Origin of the sequence: Burkholderia sp. B21-005 (assembly GCF_020843965.1) — a bacterium.
GTDB lineage: Bacteria > Pseudomonadota > Gammaproteobacteria > Burkholderiales > Burkholderiaceae > Burkholderia > Burkholderia ambifaria.
This window is the reverse complement of the sequence record NZ_CP086302.1, coordinates 1,326,154-1,347,609: the sequence shown is the minus strand read 5'-3', so window position 1 is coordinate 1,347,609 and position 21,456 is coordinate 1,326,154. Positions and strand designations below refer to the sequence as shown.

General features: G+C 67.3%; 20 protein-coding genes. 8 read left to right on the top strand and 12 right to left on the bottom strand.

What is annotated here, in order from left to right; all coding sequences use genetic code 11:
* Positions 1-37 precede the first annotated feature (37 nt).
* Together LMA02_RS22320 and LMA02_RS22315 are read right to left on the bottom strand one after the other, a co-directional pair.
* A complete protein-coding gene (locus tag LMA02_RS22320) occupies positions 38-1,555 on the bottom strand; it encodes a CoA-acylating methylmalonate-semialdehyde dehydrogenase (RefSeq protein ID WP_228909849.1) in 1,518 nt (505 codons plus the stop codon).
* A 48-nt stretch (positions 1,556-1,603) separates the two neighbouring features.
* Positions 1,604-2,962, bottom strand: a complete 1,359-nt coding sequence (locus LMA02_RS22315; RefSeq protein ID WP_228909848.1) for an aspartate aminotransferase family protein — start codon at positions 2,960-2,962, stop codon at positions 1,604-1,606.
* Between the two features lie 105 nt (positions 2,963-3,067).
* Here LMA02_RS22315 and LMA02_RS22310 point away from each other — a divergent pair, with 105 nt between their 5' ends.
* A complete protein-coding gene (locus LMA02_RS22310) occupies positions 3,068-4,042 on the top strand; it encodes a LysR family transcriptional regulator (RefSeq protein ID WP_228909847.1) in 975 nt (324 codons plus the stop codon).
* A gap of 6 nt (positions 4,043-4,048) precedes the next feature.
* Here the strand turns inward: LMA02_RS22310 and LMA02_RS22305 are convergent, their stop codons facing one another.
* Genes LMA02_RS22305 through LMA02_RS22295 form a run of 3 tightly spaced genes read right to left on the bottom strand, consistent with a single transcriptional unit; the run spans position 4,049 to position 6,130 of the window.
* Positions 4,049-5,296 carry an MFS transporter gene (locus tag LMA02_RS22305; RefSeq protein WP_228909846.1) on the bottom strand — a complete coding sequence of 416 codons (1,248 nt, stop codon included), beginning with the start codon at positions 5,294-5,296 and terminating at the stop codon, positions 4,049-4,051.
* Positions 5,293-5,622 (bottom strand): hypothetical protein, encoded by a 330-nt coding sequence (locus tag LMA02_RS22300; protein ID WP_228909845.1) that lies wholly within the window; start codon positions 5,620-5,622, stop codon positions 5,293-5,295. The genes LMA02_RS22305 and LMA02_RS22300 overlap by 4 nt, the downstream gene beginning before the upstream one ends.
* A 37-nt stretch (positions 5,623-5,659) precedes the next feature.
* Positions 5,660-6,130 carry a MarR family winged helix-turn-helix transcriptional regulator gene (locus tag LMA02_RS22295; protein ID WP_228909844.1) on the bottom strand — a complete coding sequence of 157 codons (471 nt, stop codon included), beginning with the start codon at positions 6,128-6,130 and terminating at the stop codon, positions 5,660-5,662.
* A 168-nt stretch (positions 6,131-6,298) separates the two neighbouring features.
* Here LMA02_RS22295 and LMA02_RS22290 point away from each other — a divergent pair, with 168 nt between their 5' ends.
* Positions 6,299-6,790, top strand: a complete 492-nt coding sequence (locus LMA02_RS22290; RefSeq protein WP_011658738.1) for a 2,4'-dihydroxyacetophenone dioxygenase family protein — start codon at positions 6,299-6,301, stop codon at positions 6,788-6,790.
* Positions 6,791-6,800: 10 nt separating this feature from the next.
* Here the strand turns inward: LMA02_RS22290 and LMA02_RS22285 are convergent, their stop codons facing one another.
* Positions 6,801-7,760, bottom strand: coding sequence for a GlxA family transcriptional regulator (locus LMA02_RS22285; protein ID WP_228909843.1), 960 nt, complete (start codon positions 7,758-7,760; stop codon positions 6,801-6,803).
* Between the two features lie 142 nt (positions 7,761-7,902).
* Between LMA02_RS22285 and LMA02_RS22280 the strand changes: the two genes are divergently transcribed.
* On the top strand, positions 7,903-8,703 hold the full coding sequence (locus tag LMA02_RS22280) for an SDR family NAD(P)-dependent oxidoreductase (RefSeq protein ID WP_105832811.1): 801 nt from the start codon (positions 7,903-7,905) through the stop codon (positions 8,701-8,703).
* A gap of 527 nt (positions 8,704-9,230) precedes the next feature.
* Here LMA02_RS22280 and LMA02_RS22275 read toward each other — a convergent pair.
* The 5 genes from LMA02_RS22275 to LMA02_RS22255 form a co-directional block, all read right to left on the bottom strand.
* Positions 9,231-9,416: a hypothetical protein gene (locus LMA02_RS22275; protein WP_228909842.1), complete on the bottom strand. Its 186-nt coding sequence runs from the start codon at positions 9,414-9,416 to the stop codon at positions 9,231-9,233.
* A 152-nt stretch (positions 9,417-9,568) separates the two neighbouring features.
* Positions 9,569-10,189 carry a type VI secretion system amidase effector protein Tae4 gene (locus LMA02_RS22270; protein WP_228909841.1) on the bottom strand — a complete coding sequence of 207 codons (621 nt, stop codon included), beginning with the start codon at positions 10,187-10,189 and terminating at the stop codon, positions 9,569-9,571.
* A gap of 2 nt (positions 10,190-10,191) precedes the next feature.
* The gene (locus LMA02_RS22265; protein WP_228909840.1) at positions 10,192-10,746 is read right to left on the bottom strand and encodes a PAAR domain-containing protein; all 555 of its coding nucleotides are present in this window, start codon (positions 10,744-10,746) and stop codon (positions 10,192-10,194) included.
* 284 nt (positions 10,747-11,030) lie between these two features.
* Positions 11,031-12,410: an MFS transporter gene (locus LMA02_RS22260; RefSeq protein ID WP_228909839.1), complete on the bottom strand. Its 1,380-nt coding sequence runs from the start codon at positions 12,408-12,410 to the stop codon at positions 11,031-11,033.
* A 182-nt stretch (positions 12,411-12,592) separates the two neighbouring features.
* Positions 12,593-13,552 carry an MBL fold metallo-hydrolase gene (locus LMA02_RS22255; protein ID WP_166723750.1) on the bottom strand — a complete coding sequence of 320 codons (960 nt, stop codon included), beginning with the start codon at positions 13,550-13,552 and terminating at the stop codon, positions 12,593-12,595.
* 177 nt (positions 13,553-13,729) lie between these two features.
* Between LMA02_RS22255 and LMA02_RS22250 the strand changes: the two genes are divergently transcribed.
* The gene (locus LMA02_RS22250) at positions 13,730-15,394 is read left to right on the top strand and encodes an IclR family transcriptional regulator (protein WP_228909838.1); all 1,665 of its coding nucleotides are present in this window, start codon (positions 13,730-13,732) and stop codon (positions 15,392-15,394) included.
* 717 nt (positions 15,395-16,111) lie between these two features.
* Here LMA02_RS22250 and LMA02_RS22245 read toward each other — a convergent pair.
* Positions 16,112-16,594 (bottom strand): Lrp/AsnC family transcriptional regulator, encoded by a 483-nt coding sequence (locus LMA02_RS22245; protein WP_006755380.1) that lies wholly within the window; start codon positions 16,592-16,594, stop codon positions 16,112-16,114.
* Positions 16,595-16,877: 283 nt separating this feature from the next.
* On the opposite strand from LMA02_RS22245, the gene LMA02_RS22240 reads away from it, so the two are divergent.
* The 4 genes from LMA02_RS22240 (at position 16,878) to LMA02_RS22225 (ending at position 21,428) form a co-directional block, all read left to right on the top strand.
* Complete coding sequence (locus tag LMA02_RS22240; protein ID WP_228909837.1) at positions 16,878-17,531, top strand: LysE family translocator; 654 nt, start codon at positions 16,878-16,880, stop codon at positions 17,529-17,531.
* A gap of 117 nt (positions 17,532-17,648) precedes the next feature.
* The gene (gene kch, locus LMA02_RS22235) at positions 17,649-18,824 is read left to right on the top strand and encodes a voltage-gated potassium channel protein (protein WP_228909836.1); all 1,176 of its coding nucleotides are present in this window, start codon (positions 17,649-17,651) and stop codon (positions 18,822-18,824) included.
* 48 nt (positions 18,825-18,872) lie between these two features.
* The gene (locus tag LMA02_RS22230) at positions 18,873-19,304 is read left to right on the top strand and encodes a YqaA family protein (protein ID WP_228909835.1); all 432 of its coding nucleotides are present in this window, start codon (positions 18,873-18,875) and stop codon (positions 19,302-19,304) included.
* A gap of 141 nt (positions 19,305-19,445) precedes the next feature.
* A complete protein-coding gene (locus tag LMA02_RS22225; protein WP_228909834.1) occupies positions 19,446-21,428 on the top strand; it encodes a methyl-accepting chemotaxis protein in 1,983 nt (660 codons plus the stop codon).
* Positions 21,429-21,456: the final 28 nt, after the last annotated feature.

Genomic DNA, 21,456 nt, shown 5'->3' with positions numbered 1-21,456 from the left:
GCCGAGCGGCAGGCGCCGCGCGCAGCCGGAACGCGCGTCAGCGGTTCGACGGGAAGCTGAACACCGTCCCTTCGCGCACGCCGGCCGACGGCCAGCGCTGCGTGATCGTCTTGCGCTTCGTGTAGAACCGCACCGCATCCGGGCCGTACGCGTGCAGGTCGCCGAACAGCGAGCGCTTCCAGCCGCCGAACGAGTGGTACGCGACCGGCACCGGCAGCGGCACGTTGATGCCGACCATGCCGATCTGGATGTTGTCGCCGAAGTAGCGCGCCGCTTCGCCGTCGCGCGTGAACAGGCACGTGCCGTTGCCGTATTCGTGCGCGTCGATCAGCGCCATCGCCTCGTCGAGCGACTTCAGGCGGATCACGCCGAGCACCGGCCCGAAGATCTCGTGCTGGTAGATCGGCATGCCGGGCTTCACGTTATCGAACAGGCACGGGCCGAGGTAGTAGCCGCCGTCGTGGCCGTCGACCTTCACGCCGCGGCCGTCGACGACGAGCGTCGCGCCCGCTTCCACGCCCGCTTCGACGAAGCCCGTCACCTTCTCGAAATGCTGCTTCGTGACGAGCGGCCCCATGTCGACGCCGGCACCGTTGCCCGGGCCGACCTTCATCTTCTCGATCTCGGCCTTCAGCCCTTCGACCACCTTGTCGCCCGTTTCATCGCCGATCGCGACGACGAGCGGGATCGCCATGCAGCGCTCGCCGCACGAACCGTACGCGGCGCCCATCAGTGCGTTCACCGCATTGCCGATGTCGGCATCGGGCATCACCACCGCGAAGTTCTTCGCGCCGCCGAGCGCCTGCACGCGCTTGCCGTGCGCGCAGCCGGTCGAATAGATGTATTCGGCGATCGGCGTCGAGCCGACGAAGCTCACCGCCTTCACGCGCGCGTCGGTCAGGATCGTGTCGACCGCCTCCTTGTCGCCGTTCACGACGTTCAGCACGCCCGGCGGCAGGCCGGCCTCCAGCGCGAGCTCGGCCATGCGCAGCGTCGACGACGGCGTGCGCTCGGACGGCTTCAGCACGAACGTGTTGCCGCACGCGACGGCCATCGGCCACATCCACAGCGGCACCATCACCGGGAAGTTGAACGGCGTGATGCCGGCGGCGACGCCGAGCGCCTGGAACTCGCTCCACGAATCGATCGCGGGGCCGACGTTCTTGCTGTGCTCGCCCTTCAGCAGCTCGGGCACGTAGGTCGCGTATTCGACGTTCTCGATCCCGCGCTGCAGTTCGCCCATCGCATCGGCGAGCACCTTGCCGTGCTCGGCGGTGATCAGCGCGCACAGTTCGTCCGCGTGCTCCTCGAGCAGCGTCTTGAAGCGGCTCATCACGCGGGCGCGCTTCAGCGGCGGCGTGTTGCGCCACGCCGGGAACGCGGCCTGCGCGGACGCGATCGCGGCTTCGACGGTCAGCTTGTCGGCGAGCGCGACGCTCTTGTGCGATTCGCCGGTCGCCGGGTCGAACACCGGCTGCACGCGGCTGCCGCCGTCGACGCGCTTGCCGTCGATCAGGTGGCCGACGGTGGAGGTCACATTGCTGTCGTGTTTCATTGTCTGACTCTTTCGTGAATTCGGTTGTCGCAATGGGCGAGCCGCGGCTCAGTCCACTTCGTTCAGTGCGTCGGACAGCGCGTTGACCAGGTTGTCGATCTCGCGCTTCTCCGAGATGAACGGCGGCGCGAGCTGGATCGTGTCGCCGCCGTAGCGCACGTAGAAGCCCTTCGCCCAGCAGCGCATCGCGATCTCGTACGGGCGCCGTGCCGGCTCGCCCGGCAGCGCCGCGATCGTCAGGCCGGCCGCCAGCCCGTAGTTGCGGATGTCCGTGATATGGCGCTGGCCCTTCAGCCCGTGCACGGCCGCCTCGAAATGCGGCGCGAGATCGCGCACGCGGGCCACCGCGTCTTCCTTCACCAGCAGGTCGAGCGCCGCGACGCCGGCCGCGCAGGCAACCGGGTGCGCCGAGTACGTGTAGCCGTGCGGGAACTCGAGCATGTACTCGGGGCCGCCCACGGCCATGAACGTGTCGTAGATTTCCTTCGTCGCGATCACCCCGCCGAGCGGCTGCACGCCGTTCGTCACCTGTTTCGCGAAGTTCATGATGTCCGGCGTCACGCCGAACGCGTCGGCGCCCGTCATCGCGCCGGCACGGCCGAAGCCCGTGATGACTTCGTCGAAGATCAGCAGGATGTCGTGCGCGGTACAGAGGTCGCGCAGGCGCTTCAGATAGCCCTTCGGCGGCACCACGACACCCGCCGAACCCGAGAACGGCTCGACGATCACGGCCGCGATGTTCGATGCGTCGTGCAGCGCGATCAGGTCGAGCAGGCGGTCGGCGAGGTCGGCGCCGTTCTCCGGCATCCCGCGCGAGAACTTGTTTTCGGCGAGTTGCGTGTGCGGCAGGAAATCGGCGTCGATCCCCTGGCCGAACAGCTTGCGGTTCGGCCCGATCCCGCCGACCGAGATGCCGCCGTAGTTCACACCGTGATAGCCCTTCTCGCGGCCGATCAGGCGCGTCTTCGTGCCCTTGCCCTTCGCGCGCCAGTACGCGCGGGCCATCTTCAGCGACGTGTCGGCCGCTTCCGAGCCCGAGCCGGTGAAGAACACGTAGTCGAGGCCGGCCGGCGTCAGGTCCTTGATCTTGTTCGCGAGCTCGAACGACTTCGGATGGCCGAACTGGAACGCCGGCGCGTAGTCGAGCTGCGCGACCTGGCGGCTCACGGCTTCCGTGATTTCCGCGCGGCCGTGGCCCAGGCCCGTGCACCACAGACCCGACAGGCCGTCGAAGATCTTGCGGCCCTCGCCATCCGTGTAATACGCGTCCTTGGCCGACACGATCATGCGCGGGTCCGACTTGAACTGGCGGTTCGCCGTGAACGGCATCCAGTGGGCGTCGAGCCACGCGGCGTCGGTGCGGAGGTCGGTCTCGTCCTGCTGGCGGGTGGTGATCGTATTGGTCATGTCGGTCGGCGCGACGCGCCCCTCGTGCGTGTGTTGATGTTGCGCATTGTCGGGAGGCCAATTAGTCTTTTGAATATCGCAATATCAATGTTCACTTGCGCATCTATGCAAGCAAAGAAACCGAAGAGCCGCGCGCTGCTCGGGCAGCTCAGCGACATGGATCTGCGGCTGCTGCGGGTTTTCAAGGGCGTCGTGCAGTGCGGCGGGATGGCGGCGGCCGAACTGGAACTGAATATCGGCATCTCGACGATCAGCCGGCACGTGAAGGATCTCGAAACGCGCCTCGGCCTCGTGCTGTGCCGGCGCGGCCGCGCGGGCTTCACACTGACGACCGAGGGACAGACGGTGTACGAGGAAACCCTGCGGCTGCTCGCGTCGATGGAGGCATTTCGCAGCAGGATCGACGGCATTCACGACAAGATGGGCGGCGAACTGCACATCGCCGTATTCGACAAGACGGCCACCAACGCGAAGGCGCGGCTCGGCGACGCGATCCGCCAGTTCGCGGACGAGGCGCCCGACGTCGCGCTGAACCTGCATGTCGCGTCGATCAACGAGGTCGAGCGCGGGATCATCGACGGCAGCTATCAGGTCGGGATCATCCCGGCGCACCGCAATTCGGGGAGCCTCGTGTATTCGGAGCTGTTCGACGAACGGATGCTGCTGTACTGCGGCCGCCAGCACCCGCTTTTCGACGCGCCGCACGGCAAGCTCACGTGGACGACGATCCGCAACCACGCGTTCGCGGGGCTCGGCTTCCATTCTCCGAACATGGAACTGAGCCATCGCGCGAAGCTCACGCGCAGCGCGACGGCATCGGATCAGGAATCGATCGCGACATTGATCCTGTCGGGCCGCTACCTCGGCTTCCTGCCCGACCATTACGCGGAGAGCTTCGAGAACAAGGGATTGATGCAGGCGATCGCGCCGCACCGCTTCAACTACCGGTGCCGGTTCGTGAGCCTGCTGCGACGCTCACCGCGGCCGTCACGCGCGGCGCTCTTGTTCCAGTCGTGCCTCGAAGCCGCGCATGCGGCGGCGCGGCTAGGCGGTGACGGCGGTGATGGCGGTGACGCGTAGCCGGGCTCAGGCTTCGCCGGCGCCGCCGTCAGGCAGCGACTGTCGCGTCATCTGGATCAGGAAAACCACGGCGACCAGCGCGGCCGCGAACCCGGACGCCGCGCCGACGCCAAGCGCCCAGCGCGGGCCGAGATGGTTCGCGACCCAGCCTGCCACCGGCGCGCCGATCGGCGTGCCGCCGAACGCGACCGCGAGGCGCAGCGCCATCACGCGCCCGCGCATCGCCGGCTCGGTCGACAGCTGCATCAATGCATTGGTCGACGTGGTGAACGTCATCGCGGCGATCCCGGTCAGCACGAGCGCCGCCGCGAACAGCCAGTAGCTCGGCGCGATCGCGCCGAGCGTGCAGCCGATCCCGAACACGGCCGCGCCGATCCACAAGTGCCGGAACAGCGGCCGTTCGCGGCGCGCCGCGAGCAGCGCACCCGAGATCGTGCCGACCGCCATCATCGACGACAGGATGCCGAAGCCGCGCGCATCGACGTGAAACACGCCGGCCGCCATCGTCGAGATGAACAGCGGGAAATTCAGCCCGAACGTGCCGATCAGGAACAGCATCGCAAGCGTCGCCTTCAGGTCCGGGCGCCGCCACACGTAACGAAAACCGTCGAGCAGGCTGCCCCGCGTATGGCCGGCGCGCGTGTTCTCGCGCAGCTCGTCGGCGCGCAGCAGCGACAGCGACGCGAGCACCGCGACGAAGCTGACGCCGTTCAGCAGGAACGCCCAGCCCGTGCCGACCGACGCGATGATGAAGCCAGCCACCGCCGGCCCGATCATTCGCGCCGCGTTGAACGACGTCGAATTGAGCGCGACCGCGTTCGCGAGCTCGCGGTCGCCGACCAGCTCCGCGACGAAGGTTTGCCGCACCGGCGCATCGAATGCGGACGCGCAGCCGAACAGGAACGCGAACAGATAGACGTGCCACAGCTGCACGACGCCCGCGACCGTCAGCAGCCCCAGCGCGAGCGCGAGGCCGCCCATCAGCGCCTGGGTCGCCATCAGCAGCCGGCGCTGGTTGAAACGGTCGGCCGCATAGCCTGTCCACGGCAGCAACAGAAGCTGCGGGCCGAACTGCAACGACATCACGATGCCGACCGCCGACGCGTCATGATGCGTGAGCTGCGTGAGCACCAGCCAGTCCTGCGCGGTGCGCTGGATCCATGTGCCGACGTTGGACACCAGCGCGCCGGCCGCCCACACGCGGTAGTTGAAGCTGCGCAGCGAGCGGAACACGCCCGCGGCCGGCACGCTCATGGCCGCTCCGGTGCGTTACCGCCGTGCAGCGCGCCGAAGTGCCGCGCGAGAAACAGGCCGATCGCCAGCACGCCGAGGCCGAGCGCGGCCACGTCGGCCGCACGCGCCAGGTCGAATTCACCGACCCCGCGCAGCAGCGCATAGCCGGTCGCGAGATTGACGACGCCCCACACGACGTTCACCGTCGACGACGACAGCCCGCGACCGGGCGGATTCGCGAACGGCGTCTGGAACGGCTCGCCGCGCAGCCCGCTGACGAGATGCGGAACGGCATTCGTCAGAAAGGCGCCGCCGAAAAAGTACGACACGAGATGCAGGATGTTCATGTTCGGGCGTTCCTCCCGCCGGGCGGGTCGATCGGGTTCACGGGCGCGCCGCGTCCTGGAATTCGGCGAGCCGCTGCAGCAGCTGCACGGCCGACGCGAGTTCGGCCTGCTCGTGCGCCGACAGTTGCGCGTGCAGCGCGCGAAACAGCCAGTCGTCCTTGGCCGCGCGGTTGGCCTGCAGCCGCTTGCGGAAATCCGGCGTGAGCGCGATCAGCGTCTGCCGGCCGTCGGTCGGATCGGGCGCGCCGCTGACGGCGCCCATCGCTTCCAGCGTCGCCACCGTCACGCGCATCGACTGCGGCCGCACGCTTTCCGCCCGCGCGAGCGCGGAGACGGTCGCGGGGCCGTCGCGATCGAGCCGCAGCAGCACCGACTTCTGCGAGGACGTAAGGTCGTTCGGGTGGGTTTGCTCGCGCAGCCGCCGCATCAGCTTGCTGACCGAGATGCGGAGTTCGCCGGCGAGACCGGCCAGGGGCGGCGCTTCGGGGGACGAAGATGGGGTGTTCATGAATCCACGATAGCATATCTACAGAAAAACTGTACAGTTAAACTGTATATGTCGATTCAGGAAGAACGCGTGTCCGCTTGCCCGACGCAACGGCGATCCGTGTCAGGCCTGCGGCCCGATCCGGCTCTGCGATAATGCGCACTTCCCGTTTCCGCTCCGCCTCCCGCCATGACGCAGCCGTCCGCCCCGCTTCCCACCGACCTGCCGCCGATTTCGTGCCTGCCCGGCGACGCGCTGCCGTGGCTGCCGATGAGTGCCGACCTGCCGGGGCTCGCGATCAAGTATCTGCATATCAATGCGGCGGAAGACACGCTGACCGCGCTGCTGAAGATGCCGGCCGGCGGCACGCTGCCGCGCCATCGTCACGACGGCGAGGTGTTCGTCCATACGTTGCAGGGGGCGTGGCGCTACCGCGAGTACGACTGGATCGCGCAGGCCGGCTCGACGGTGCTCGAACCGGCCGGTTCCGTGCATACGCCGGAAACGCTCGGCGCACCGGGCGACGACGTGATCACGCTCAACGTGATGCGTGGCGACCTGGTGCTGCTCGACGACGACGGCCGCGAGACCGCGCGCGAGAATTGCCGCGTCGCGCTGCTGCGCCAGCGCAAGCATGCACGCGCGGCGCCGCACGACGCCACGGCGTTCGTCACGCGCTGAGCGGCGCCGTTCAGGCCGTTTCGCGCTCGTCCGCCCGCGCGTCGCGCCGCACCGCCTGCGGCGGCACGCCGAAGCCGCGCACGAACGCATCGCGCAGGTGCCGCCGGTCGCGGAAACCGTTCTCCTTCGCGATCACGTCGAGCGAATGCCGGCTCTGCTCGATCATCAGCCGCGCGGCCTCGAGCCGCAGCCGCTCGATCGCCTTCGCCGGCGACTGCCCGGTTTCGAGCGTGAACACGCGGCTGAACTGGCGCGGACTCAGGTGGGCGGCGTCGGCCAGTTCCTCGACGGTCAGCGCGCGGCCGAGGTGCTGGCGCGCATAGTTGAGCGCGTTCTGGATCCGGTCGGATTTCGGCGCGAGATCGAGCATTTCCGAATGCTGTGACTGCCCGCCCGCGCGGCGCTGATGCATCACGAGCTTGTGCGCGACCGAGCGCGCGGCGTCCGCGCCGAGATCCTTTTCCACCATCGCGAGCGCCAGGTCGAGGCCGGCCGTCATCCCGGCCGACGTCCAGATCGGCCCGTCGACGATGTAGATCCGGTCTTCCTCGACGCGAACCTCCGGAAAGTGCTTCTGCATGTCGCGGCCGTACGCCCAATGCGTCGTCGCGCGACGCTGCGCGAGCAGCCCGGCTTCGGCGAGCACGAACGCGCCCGTACAGATGCCGGCGATTCGCCGCGCGCGCGCGTTCGGGTGGCGGAGGAACGCGACGACGCCGGCCGGCGCCGGCGATGCGACCGGATCGTTGACGCCCGCGACGATCCACGTATCGACGTCGATCCGCCCGTTCAGCGCGCGCGTCGCGACCGGCAACCCAAGCGACGAGCGCACGTCGCCGCCGTCGACGGAATAGTTGTCCAGCATGTAGAACGGTTCGCCGGCGCCCATGTTCGCGTACTCGAACACCGACTGCGCGGCGAGCGCCATGATCTGGAAGCCGTCGCTGATCAGAAAGCCGATTCGGTGCATGTGTGTCTCCGGTGCCGGGGGTAATGGCCGTCATGACCGCCCCGATGTCCGAAATCATACCCATCTACGTCATTTGCGTCGCCGTGATTCGAAGCCAGAATGCTTTCACGCACTCACCCTTTCTTCGCAACGGAGCGACATCATGACTGAAGCACATCGCGGTACCGCCGTCATTACCGGCGCATCGTCGGGCATTGGCGCAATCTACGCCGACCGGCTCGCGCGCCGCGGCTACGACCTGATCCTGGTCGCGCGCAACCGCGACCGGCTGACCGCCCTCGCCGAGCGCATCACGAACGACACGCAGCGCAGCGTGGAAATCGTCGGCGCGGATCTCAACGACCGCGCCGAGCTCGCCGCCGTCGAGGCGAAGCTGAAGCAGGACGCGAGCATCACGCTGCTCGTGAACAACGCGGGCGTCGGCACCCACGCGCCGTTGCTCGACAGCGACGTCGACGCGATGACGCGGCTGATCGACCTGAACGTGACCGCGCTCACCCGCCTGACCTATGCGGCCGTGCCCGGCTTCGTCGCACGCGGCCGCGGCGCCGTGATCAACATTTCGTCGATCGTCGCGCTGTCGCCGGAAACGCTCAATGGTGTCTATGGCGGCAGCAAGGCGTTCGTGCTCGCGTTCAGCCAGTCGCTGCATCACGAACTCGCGGACCACGGCGTGCAGGTGCAGGCCGTGCTGCCCGGTGCGACGGCCACCGACTTCTGGCAGACCGGCGGCCTGCCGCTCGAACACCTGCCGAAGGAGATCGTGATGTCGGCGTCCGACCTCGTCGACGCGGCGCTGGTGGGCTTCGAGCGCGGCGAACTCGTGACGATTCCGTCGCTGCATGCGGCTGACGAATGGGATGCGTACGAGGCCGCGCGCCGCACGATGGCGCCGCACCTGTCGACGGATTCGCCGGCACCGCGCTACGCGGCGGTGCGCTGATCTCGCCGGGCCGCCGGCGAGCCGGACGCGGCTGAGCGGGGCGAAACGGTGCGAGCGTGCCGATCGCCGGGACGTGCTGCGGAACGCGGCGATGCGCGGCCGATCTGCCGGCAGCCATCCGTGTTCGGCGGCACGTTTCCGGAATGCGTCGATCGCTTCATTCGTCTGCGGGGAGGCGCTCCGGATTCGTTCACGGCCGGCACCGATGAGCCATGTCGGCCGCCGATTCCGACGCGCTTGACACGCATTTCGCACAACAGCGAGCTCCGCGATTGCAGTCCCCAGGCAGCCTCGCCCGACCGGCATTCGGCCGATCGGAGGGCAATCGTCCGTTGCGGAATTCGACCATGCGGTTCCGTATGTGCACAACCGAGACCGGCGACGCGCCGGCCTCCGCGCGCGACTCCGCCGACAGCGAGCCGGCACATTCGTTACGCGTGCCGAAGCCGGCATGCGGCTAGAGAATGCCTCACGTCACGAGCACATCGAACAGTAAACCTGATGACGGTATCGCAAATCATTTCCCGTCAAATGTGCAATATACGCACGCATAGAAAGGCCAAGAGCCAATGGGCTGCGACCGCTCCGACGAGAAATCCGGCAGTGACGAGCGGCGAGCGGCGTCGCGCAAACAGATGGAAGCCGAGCAGCGCAAATAGAATCAGCGGGCCGAAGACGTACGAGAACAGTTTGACCGTGCTTTGCATGGTCACGGCGCAGGCATCCACGCCGCCACCACACGTCCCTGCGTGCGGGGCGCAGAGTCCCGAAAAGATTGAGCATAAACGGCTGTCAATCAATGTCCATATGACGACACTGGCGACGCCGGCAAGCCCAAATCCCGCACCCCCTAGGAAACGGCGCATTATCTGATTTCCCAAAAGAGTATCTGTTTGGAGTTGCGCAGATCTGACCACCCGAAGTCAGTGTCGGGAAGAAGCGCATGCATACCGAAAGCTCTGCCAAACGTTGATACAACACCAGGCACACTGCTGACAGTCATACGCGAGCCGTTCCATAAATCTATGTGGCCGCCACTCGCATTCGCGGCGGATTCGCCACCGCGCGTCCAGTACCTGGAGAACTGAATGATACCGGTGCGCCCCTTTACCTTTAACTCCCACTCCGGCCCGGTGATGTCCTCGGCTTTCGGAAGACCGGCAAACGGTTGTAACTGCAACCATTTCGCCATCTCGTCAGCGCGCGTTGCCGTCGGCTTGCCGTCGAGCAAGATACGGCCAATCGTCGTTGCCCCTGACATGGGTTTGACGTTCTTTGCATTAAACGACTTCATACCGACGCCGACGCGATGAAGTGTAACGCTCAGACGGATAGCGCATTGATTTGTGTAGGCGGGATTGTCATACGGCTTGCCCCACGGGAAGTTGTCCCAAAGCTCTTTGAAGGTGATGCCCTCTAATGACACCTCTTTCTCCGAGTCTTTGGTATTGTTAGAGCGGACCGTCGTAGGTTGCGTGTGGGCCATTGTTACTCCCCGTATTGTCTCGCGAGAGCGTCATCGCCCCAATAAACCGTGTAGTCACCCGGATTGTCGCCAGTATGGATGCGTGGCAGGTGACCGCTCTCATCAAGATGACCGTAATGCACGCGACCATCCGAGGTTTCGATGTAGTAGGGCAATCCTTCGGTCGCTTGTTTGGTCGCCTTCACGCGCTCGTCAAATGCACCTTTCTTCATCGACGCGACGCCACCCGTTATCGTGCGGTTCGAAGCGACCTCTCCGAGCCCCTTTAGCCCGTCACTGCACCACGCTTCACCGGCAAGCAATGCAACAATGTGTGGTGGTGTCGAACAACCGCACAGGACAATATCTTTGTCCAGTGCAACCTCCCCCTGAAACTTGAGCCGATATGGACCGCCGGCCTTTGCAATGGTGCCGGTGCTCTTGCACGCGGCGCAGAATGCGCTACCGCCGATCAGGGCCGCTTGATGTCCACGCACCAGAAATCGCGGTCCGCTGTATGGTTCAACTGCCCCGCCACTTGAAAGACTATCGCCAACAACTGCAATGCGTCGATTCATCGTCTGACCTCTCGAAAAGGTCAATCCTAAGGGCATCGCAAATTGACGCATCTCAATATATTTCGGACTACGTGAAGGAAAAGCATCCGTGCCGACGCACGCTATTCGAGCTGCGTCATTGCTGTATTGACCGCCCCTACTCCAATCCGGCTACCGTTGCTGACAGTCACGCATGTCCCGCCCGTCGTCGCCCGCACGCGCCATCCTGCAGCTGCATGCCTTCGCCGCATTGTTACCGCCGGTCGTCGTCGCCCGCAGGCAGCGACCGGCCATAGCCCGCTCGCTCAGTCGCGCTGCGCGGGTTCGCCCTTCACGCCGAGCATCAGCGCGGCGCCGCTCAACGCGAGCAGCGCGGCCAGCAGGTACACGGCGAGATCCATGCTGCCGGTGCGCGTGCGGATCAGGCCGATCACCCACGGGCTGACGATGCCGCTCGTGATCCCGATGCTGCTGATCAGCGCGATCCCGGCCGCGGCCGCGTTGCCCGACAGGTAGCGGGTCGGCACGGCCCAGAAGATCGGCAGCGCGGCGAAGATCAGCGTCGCCGCGATCGACAGGCACGCGAGCATCGCCGCGAAGCTGTGCAGGTGCAGCGTCAGCGCCGCGAGGGCGAGCCCGCCGCCGATCGTGCAGCACGCGAAGTGCTTGCGCCGCTCTCCGGTGCGGTCCGAGCGGCGCGCGATCAGGATCAGCCCGACTGCGCCCACCGCGTTCGGCACGACCGTGTAGAGGCTCACGGCCACGACGTCGGTCACGCCGAAGTCGCGGATCATCAGCGGCATCCAGAAATTGAGCGTCAGCGATGCGCAGGTCAGCGAGAAGTAGATGAACGCGAACAGGTAGACGCGCGGGTTCGCGAGCGCGGCGAGCAGGCTGCGTGTGTCGTGCGCGCCATGACCGGCGCCGTGCGCACGGCTGTCGCCGCACAGCGCGGCGACGCGCGCCTTTTCGTCGGACGTGAGCCACGCGGCGTCCTGCGGACGGTCGACCAGGTACGTGAATGCGAAGCCCGCGAGCACGATGGCCGGCGCGCCTTCGATCGCGAACATCCACTGCCAGCCGTGCAGGCCGAGCACGCCGCTCATGTCGCGCATGATCCAGCCCGACATCAGGCCGCCGAGCACGCCCGCGACCGCGACGCCCGCGAAGAATACCGAGATCGCCGCCGCGCGCCGGTTCGCCGGGAACCAGTAGGTCAGGTACAGCACGATGCCGGGAAAGAAGCCGGCCTCGAACACGCCGAGCAGGAAGCGCAGCACGTAGAAATGCGACGGCTGCGATACGAACATCATCCCGGTCGACGCGATGCCCCACAGCAGCATGATCCGCGTGAACGTGCGGCGCGCGCCGAAGCGCGCGAGCAGCAGGTTGCTCGGCACCTCGCAGAACACGTAGCCGACATAGAACACCGCGGCACCGAGGCCGTACATCGCATCGCTGAAGCCGAGGTCGTGCTTCATCTGCAGCTGCGCGAAGCCGATGTTGATGCGGTCGAGAAACGACACGACGTAGCAGAGGAACAGGAACGGCACGATCCGCCACGCGATCTTGCGGAACAGCAGCGCATCGCCGGCATCGGATGCGGGCGCGGATTCGTATGCGGAAGCCGACGCCGCGGCACTCGCGTGCGCGATCGTCGCTTTGGCGGGAAGCGATTGGGGCATGTCTCTCTCCAAACGGGCCACGCGATTCGAGCGCGCAGCAGTCTCCGAGGGCGTGCATGCGCCCTGCTTTCTTGTGAGATGGGAAGTCGGCTCCGGAAACCGCAGCGCAATGCCGCCGCCGTTCACGGGCCGTCAGGAAAACGGCGGGACGTCCGCCCGGACGCCCCGCCGTCGTGACCCGCTCAGTCCTGCAGCGCGTCCCACATTTCCTTGTCGCGCTGCGCGGTCCAGATGCGCGGATGCGTGATGCCGCTCGCTTCGTCGAATGCGCGCGACACGTCGAACGGCAGACAGTGCTCGTAGATGAACACGTTGCCGAACTTCGGATCCATCGCTTCGCGCGTGAGCGCCATCGACGCCTTCAGGTCGAGCTTGCGCTCGACGGCCTTGCGGCCCTGCGCGAGCAGCGTCGTCACGAAGTCCTTCGTATAGTCGAGGCCCTTGTTCACGTCGGCCGGATTCAGCAGCGCGGGGCCGCGGCCCGGCACGAGCTTTTCTGCGCCGAACGCGCGCAGCGCCTCGAGCGTGGCCGGCCACTGTTCGAGCTGCGCGTCGCCGCAATAGCAGGCCGCGTCGTATTCGACCAGGTCGCCGGAGAACAGCACCTTCTGCGACGGCAGCCAGACGATCGTGTCGCCCTTCGTATGGCCCGAGCCGACGTGCATGATCTTCACTTCGAGCTTGCCGAGGAACAGCGTGATCTCGCGCTCGAACACGAGCGTCGGCCAGGTCAGGCCCGGCACCGTCTCGACGCCCGCGAACAGGCGCGGGAAGCGCTCGATCTCCGACTTCATGTCGGCCTCGCCGCGCTCGACGATCATTTCATAGGTGCCGCGGCTCGCGATCACGTGCTGCGCGCCTTCGGCGAAATACGCGGACGCGCCGAGCACGCGCACCGCGTGGTAATGCGACAGCACGACGTGCTTGATCGGCTTGTCGGTCACGCTGCGGATCTTCGCGATCAGGTCCTGCGCCATCGCGGGCGTCGCGGTCGTATCGACGATCAGCACGCTGTCGTCGCCGATGATCACGCCCGAGTTCGGGTCGCCTTCGGCGGTATAGGCGTACGCGTTCTCGGACAACTGCGTCCAGGTGATCTTCTTCACTTCCAGATCGGCTTGGGAGGCGAATGCTTTGGCCATATTGCGTTCCGTGGCTGCGAGCCATGTGTTGAGGGGAGTGAGTGGATCTTCGACCTGCATCGATTATTTGTCAATGACAAAGTCGCTTGCTATTGTCCAATACGGGTAAACCTGCGGGCTGGCGCGTCAAATGGCGTCGGATACCATGCGGGGTTTCGTCAACGGAAGAATCATCGCGTGCAGAACCACGAAGTCAGCGCAGACGACGCGCCGCCCAAGGCGCAGCGCGGGATCCAGAGCGTCGAGGTCGGCGGCCGGCTGCTCGACGCGCTCGCGCGCCGGCGCAAGCCGCTCGGGCTGTCGGAGCTGGCAGCCGCGGCCGGGTTGTCGACCGCGCAGGCGCATACCTATCTCGTCAGCCTGACGCGGCTCGCGCTCGTGAAACGCGACGCGCTCACCGGCAACTACGAGCCGGGGCCGCTGTCGCTGCGGCTCGGCCTGATGTCAATCGAACGCCAGCCGGCCTATCGCGCGGCGCTGCCGCACGCGGCGCGGCTCGCGGAAGCGGTCGGACTGAGCGTCGCGCTGTCGGTGCCGGGCGTGCTCGGGCCGACGATCGTGCGCATCGAGCACGGCGGCTATCCGTTGCATGTGAACCTGCACGTCGGGTCGGTGATGTCGCTCGATACGACGGCGACCGGCCGCGTGTTCCGCGCGTTCGGCGACCCCGCACTGCTGGACGCGATGGCGGCCAGCCAGGCCGGCGCCGGCGACACGCTCGCGGGCGCGGAAGGCGAGCAGCCCACGTCCGATGTCGGCGCGTGGCACGCCGAGCTCGATGCGATCCGCGCGCGCGGGATCGAGCGCGGCGTGGACCGGCCGAGCCCCGGCGTCAGCGCGATGTGCGTGCCGGTGCTGGACGCGAACGGCCGCCTGCAACTCGCGTTGACGGTGATCGGGTCGACCGGATCGATCGATGTCGGCTGGGACGGCCCGATCGCGACCGCGTTGCGCGATGCGGCGCGGCAGGCCACCGCGTCACTCGATGCGGGGCGCGACGCGCAGCCGAGCGCGTCGGCCGCGGCTCCGTCCGTCCAGCGCCTGCCGCCCGCGCTCGCCGACGACACGAAAGCCCAGCGCGGCATCAATGCGCTCGACAGCACGGGCGACCTGCTGCTCGCGCTCGTCTCGGCGGGCCGTGCGTTGCCGCTGCGCGATCTCGCGGCGGCGGCCGGCATGCCAGCCGCGAAGGCGTTTCCGCATCTGGTGAGCCTGCAGAAGATCGGCCTGCTGAGCCGCGACGATGCCGGCTGCTTCGGCGGCGGCCCGCTCGGCCAGGCGCTCGGCCTGATCGCGATGCAACGCGTGTCGCCGACGCGCGATGCCGAAGCCGAGATCGTCGCGCTGGCGGCCGCGACTGACATGAGCGTCGCCGCGGCGACCCTCGGGCCGCTCGGGCCGACCGTGATCCGCCTCGAGGAATCGGCGCGGCCGCAGCATGTGAGCCTGCAGGTCGGCACGGTGATGTCGCTCGTGAATACCGCGATCGGGCGGATCTTCGCGGCCGGCATGTCAGACGACGTGCTGGCCGGCCTCTTGGCCGACGAGCCGGTGCGCCTCGCAGGCCGCGCGATGGAGGTCGACGACGCGTTCCGCGCGCGGCTCGCGGCAATCCGCACGGACGAACTCGATTTCGCGTTCGACGCGCCGGTGCCGGGGATCGGGACGATCGCCGCACCCGTGTTCGATCACACCGGCAGCATCCGGCTCGTGGTCGCGATCATCGGCTCGTCGCGCGGCTTCCCGCGTGGGCCGGACAGCGCGCTTGCACATACGCTGCTCGCCGCGACGCGCCGCCTGTCGTGGCGATTCGGGTGGATCGGCGAGTCATCGTCGCCCTGACGTCCCTTCCTGTTCCTCATTGCGAGGCCTTGCTCGCCGCGGCCTCGTCACGTCTGTCCACTGTGTAACGACGATGACGGACGCGGCTCATGTTGCAAAGCAGCAACACAAATTGTCAGTAATTCTCATATAACGAAATCGCATTTCACAAAGCGGCGACGCTCCTCTATGATTAGGGTTATCCCTAACTCGCCACCTACACGGGGCTTCGTCATGCAAACGTCTAACATCTCCGATCGTTCCACCCAATCCGCTGGCTGGCTCGCACGTATTGGCGAACTGCTTGCAGAAGCATGGGCACTGCACCTCGAGAACTGCGAAGTCATCGCTCAAGCGCACGCACGCCTGCCGCGCTAACGCAGCGACTGGCCGCCGGCCGGCGGCATGATGTCCGACTGATCCGCTTGCCGGGACGCGCGCCGAAAGGCCGCCGCGTCCGGCATCGGTGTCCCGACGGATATCGTAAAAAGGGCCGAATGGCCCCATATGAGTGATGCGCTCACGCGATGTGGGCGCTGTGATGCGGGTGCCAGTGGCAGTGCCAGTACCGAGTGTCTCGGCACGGAAGATTCATCCGTTTTCCAGCCCTGCTCGAATTTCCCGCCCGCATCCGACTCCGGGCCGCGCGCATTGGCCGCGACAGCCCGATTACCGCCCTTCCTCAACGCAACCGCGACCTCATCGTCACGATGACGCGCGGCCACGTCTTCGCCGTCTTCACACCTGAATCGACGGCACGTCCTTCATGCACCGCAGCGCGAACATCGAGCGGCTGTGGCGAATGCTCGAAATCCGGTACAGCTTCTCGCGCAGGAAGCGCTCGTAGCCGGCCGTCCCGTCCACCGCGACCTTGATCCAGTAGTCGTATTCGCCCGACACCAGGTAGGCCTCGAGCACTTCGGGCAACGCCGCGAGTTCGGCGCCGAAACGCGCGAGCGCGTCGTCTTCGTGGCGATCGAGCGTGACTTCGAGGATCACGATGTCCGCATAGCCGAGCATGCGCTGGTTGACCAGCGCGACGTAGCCGTCGATGTAGCCGTCGAGTTCGAGCTGCCGCGTGCGGTTCCAGCACGCGGTGGTCGACATGCCGATTTGTTCGGCCAGTTCGGCGTTCGACAGACGCGCGTTTTTTTGCAGTGCACCGAGGATCTTGCGGTCCTGGTTGTCGAGGGTTTTCGGCGTGCGTTCGCGGGTAGCCATGGCGAGAAGAATCTTCTACTTGAAATCCGCATTCTATCTGAACAGGATTCCGGTTTCGGCTCGGTTTTGCTGGAAAACAGGAAGCCTTTTAACCGGCCGGCTTGATACATTTTCTCCATGCCTGTTGTCCGGCACGCTCCCCGCGACAACCCCTTCGCAGCGGGACGCCTGGCCGCAATCACGAGTTGCGGCGCCGGACACGCAGGCATGCGATTGCCCGCCACCCGCGCGCCTATCCGGCGGCCGGGCCGGCGCCCGACTCCCCGTTCCCGTCCTTCCCGTCATGTCGTTCAGGCTTTATCTGTCGTTCCTCGCTGCGTCCGCCGTCCTCATCTATGCCCCCGGCCCCGTCAACCTCCTCACGATGAACCAGGCGCTGCGCGCCGGCTGGCGCCGTGCGCTGCCGTGCGTGTGGGGCGGCACGCTCGCCGTGCTGCTGCAACTCGCGCTTACCGCGCTATGCCTGAATTCGCTCGTCCATCTCGACGAGCACGCGCTGACCGTGCTGCGCTGGGCCGGCGCCGCGTACCTCGTGTGGCTCGGCTGCAAGCAATGGCTCAGCCGTGCGCCGGCAACCGCGTCCGCCGCACCCGCCGCATCGGCGCAAACCGGCATCGCCGTACCCGACGCCGACACCGGCCGCGCACTGTTCTGGCGCGGCGTCGCCACCTCCGGCCTGAACCCGAAGACGCTGCTGTTCTTCCCGTCGTTCTTTCCGCAGTTCATCGTCCCGAACGCCGACTGGAGCCTGAACGCGCAATTCCTGCTGCTCGCGACGACCTTCGCGCTGCTGTTCGCCGGCGGGGTCGCGTCGATGGCGCTGTTCTCGCACCGGCTGAGCCGGGCGCTGCGGCGGCCGGCACGGATGCGCGCGATGAACCGCGTGACGGGCGGGCTGCTGGTCGGAATGGGCGCGATCATGGTCGGCTGGAACTGAGCGGCCACGCGTGGGTGCCGTGTCACCCGCCGCGCCCCTCGAAAAGGCAGCCGATCGCCGAATGCTTTAGGGTAGCGGCTTGTTCGTCGGACCTGCCCGGCTCGCCCGGGCGATTGCATGAAGCACGTCACTACCCGCCTGCGGCGCCTGTTCGCGCCGATTGGCCTGCACTGGTATCTCGCTCTCCTCCTCACGCTCGATGCACTGATGGTGCTGCGCCCCGTCGTCGCGCATGCGCAGCTCGGCGCGCATCATGCGTGGCTCACCGATGCGCTGAACCTCGTCGACAACGCCGGCCTCGTCGTGCTGCCGCAGGTCGTCGTCGCGGCCGGCCTCGCGACGATGGCCATCGGCATCGTGCTGCGCGCCCGCGTCGCGTGGGTGCTGTCGATCCTGCTGCTGGTCGCGGCCGCCGCGATCAGCATCCTCGGCGGCTATCGCAGCAACGCCGTCATCGTGTATACGGCCGTGCTCGTCGTCGCGCTGATCTACTACTGGCGCCACTTCGACCGTGCGAGCGTCGCCGCGAGCAGCCTGTTCGCGCTGCTCAGCATCGTGTCGCTGCTGATCTACGCGACCTTCGGCGTGCTGTATCTCGGCGACGAATTCACGCCGCCGGTCCACGACCTCGCCACCGCCGTCTACTTCTCGATCGTCTCGATGTCGACGGTCGGCTACGGCGACATCGTGCCGCACGCGCCCACCGCGCGCCTTTTTACCGCGTCGGTGATCGTGCTCGGCATCACGGTGTTCGCGACGTCGATCAGCGCGGTCGTCGGGCCCGTGATCGGCGGCAATCTGAAACGAATCGTCAAGGGAGGCATTTCGAACGTGATCCGCAAGCATCATTTCCTGATCGTCGGCGCGACGCCCGTCGCGCATGCGGTGCACGACGGGCTGCGCAAGCGCGGCTACGCGGTGACCGTCATCGTGCCCGCCGGGGTCGAGCACAACTATGCGGGCACGACCGACCTGATCGTCGGCGACGCCACGGACCACGCGGTGCTGGAAAGCGCCGGCGCGGCGACGGCCCGCGCGGTGCTCGCGCTGCGCTCCGACGATGCCGAGAACGCGTTCATCATCCTCGCGATCCGCGAGATCGCGCCGAAGGTGCGCACCGTCGCGCTCGTGAACCAGCAGCGCAACCTCGAGCGGCTGCGCCTGCTGAAGCCGGACATGGTGTTCTCGCCGCAGCAGCTCGCGGGCGAACTGCTCGCCAGCACGCTCAACGACGAACCGGTCGACAAGTCGATGATCTCGCACCTGCTGTTCGGCACTGCCGACGCCGCATGACCGGTGCCGGCCGATCGCTCCACAACCCTCGGCCGGTACAATCGCGCGATGTCCGAACTGCTCACCTACGGCGGCCTGTTCGCCGTGTCGATGGTCGCCGCGACCCTGTTGCCGCTCCAGTCCGAAGCCGTGCTTGCCGGCCTGCTGCTCGCCGGGCGCGAGCCCGTGTGGGCGCTGCTGCTCGTCGCGAGCGTCGGCAACGTCGCGGGCTCGGTGATCAACTGGGCCCTCGGCCGCGGCATCGAGCACTTCCGCGACCGCCGCTGGTTTCCGGTCAAGCCGGCCGCGCTCGCGCGTGCCGAACGCTGGTATGCGCGCTATGGCCGCTGGTCATTGCTGCTGAGCTGGGCGCCGGTGATCGGCGATCCGCTGACGATGATCGCCGGCGTGCTGCGCGAGCCGCTGCCGGGCTTCCTCGCGATCGTGACGATCGCGAAGGTCGGCCGCTATCTGGCCGTCGCATGGCTCGTGACGCACTGACATTCGCCGCTCCTTTGCGCGCCGGCCGGGCCGCCATCGATGACACCGCGCTAAAGATTTCGCGAAAGTTGCCGTATTAAGCAGACGACTAGCGGTGACGCGTGCGTTCCGCCCCTTCTCACTCCCCCCTCAGGATGCTTCATGAGATTGACCCAATTGGGCCGGGTGAGCGTCGGCGCGCGTCTGGCCGCGCTGGCGTGCGCGCTCGTCGCCCTGCTGTTTACCGTGTTCGCGTGGACGCTCGCCCATTTCGCCGGCCAGCAGCTTGCTGAAGAAGCGCACCTGCGGATCGTCGACAAGGAACAGTCGATCCGCGCAATGGTCGACCTGTTCGACAAGGCGCTGACCGCCGAGGCCAACCGCTCGATGTCGTTGTTCGCGAGCTTCCTGCCGGCCGATTTCTCGCTCGACCCGGCGCGCACGGTCGACATCGGCGGCGTTCCCGCGCCGACCCTCTTCGCGGGCGGCCAGCCGCTCGACCTCGATTACGCGATTCCCGACCAGTTCCTGAAGAAAAGCGGCGCGATCGCGACGATCTTCGCGCGCGACGGCGACGATTTCGTGCGCATCACGACATCGCTGAAGAAGCAGGACGGCGCACGCGCCGTCGGCACGAAGCTCGACCGCGCCGGCCCCGCGTATGCGCCGCTCGTCGCCGGCCGCAGCTACACGGGCCTCGCGAAGCTGTTCGGCCGGCCGTACATCACTCAGTACAAGCCGGTGACCGACGCAACCGGCCGCGTGATCGGCGCGCTGTTCGTCGGTCTCGACATCGGCACCGAGCTCAAGCTCGTCGAAGACGGCATCCGCTCGCTGAAAATCGGCGACAACGGCTACTACTTCGTGCTCGATGCGTCGCAGGGCCCGTCGCGCGGCACCTTCGTCGTGCACCCCGATGCAGCCGGCCAACCCGCCGACGACAAGCGCGCCCCCTATGCACAGATGCTCGCGGCCGGCGAGGGCCGGCTCGCGTACACGTCGACCGACCCGGCCGCGCACGATGGCGGGCCCACCGCGAAATTCGTGTCGTTCACGACGATTCCGCAGTGGCAATGGCTCGTCGGCGGCATCGCGCTCGACGACGAGTTGCTCGCCACCATGCGCGCCACCCGCAACCGCTTCCTGATGATCGGCGCCGTGCTCGTCGCGGCGTTCGCGACGCTGTTCGTCATCGTCGTGCGCCGCGTCGTGAGCCGGCCGCTGGAAGCCGCCGCACGGGCCTCCGAGCGCTATGCGGCGGGCGACCTCAGCGTGCGCATCCGCGACGGCGCGGCCGCGCACGGCAGCGCGGGCAACGACGAGATCGGCCGGCTCGTGCAGGCGGTCGACGGGATCGGCGACGGCCTCGCGCGAATCGTCGCGCAGGTGCGCAACAGCTCGGCCGACATCGCGCACGGCACGGTCGGCATCGCGGCCGGCAGCGGCGACATCGCCGCGCGGATCGCGACGCAGGCGAGCAGCGTCGAACAGACGGCCGCCAGCATGGAGCAGATCACCGCCGCCGTGCAGCAGAGCGCCGAGCATGCGGCGCAAGCCAACGCGCTGGTCGCGGACGCATCGACCGCCGCGACGAACGGCGACGCCGCGGTACAGCGCGTGGTCGCGACGATGGACGACATCGGCCGCGCGACGCGCCGGATCGCCGAGATCACCGGCGCGATCGAAGGCATCGCGTTCCAGACCAACATCCTCGCGCTGAACGCGGCCGTCGAGGCCGCGCGCGCGGGCGAGCACGGCAAGGGCTTCGCGGTGGTCGCGGCCGAGGTGCGCGCGCTCGCGCAGCGCAGCGCGGCCGCGGTCAAGGAGATCGATACGCTGAGCACCGAATCGTCGACGACCGTCGAACAGGGTTACCGGATCGCGGACGCCGCGCGCGGCACGATGCGCGACATCGTCGCGCGGGTCGACCAGGTCCGCACGCTGATCGGCGAGATCAGTGCCGCGTCGCGCGAGCAATCGACCGGCATCGAGCAGGTGAACCTGGCCGTCACGCAGATCGGCGAGGCGACCCAGCAGAACGCGACGCTGATTGCGGATGCCGAACGCGCGGCCGTCGCGCTGCGCGACCAGGCCGCGCAACTGTCGGACGCGGTCAGCGTGTTCCGGCTCGAACGCGACGCTTGATGGACAACGGGCGGTGGACGATCGGCCA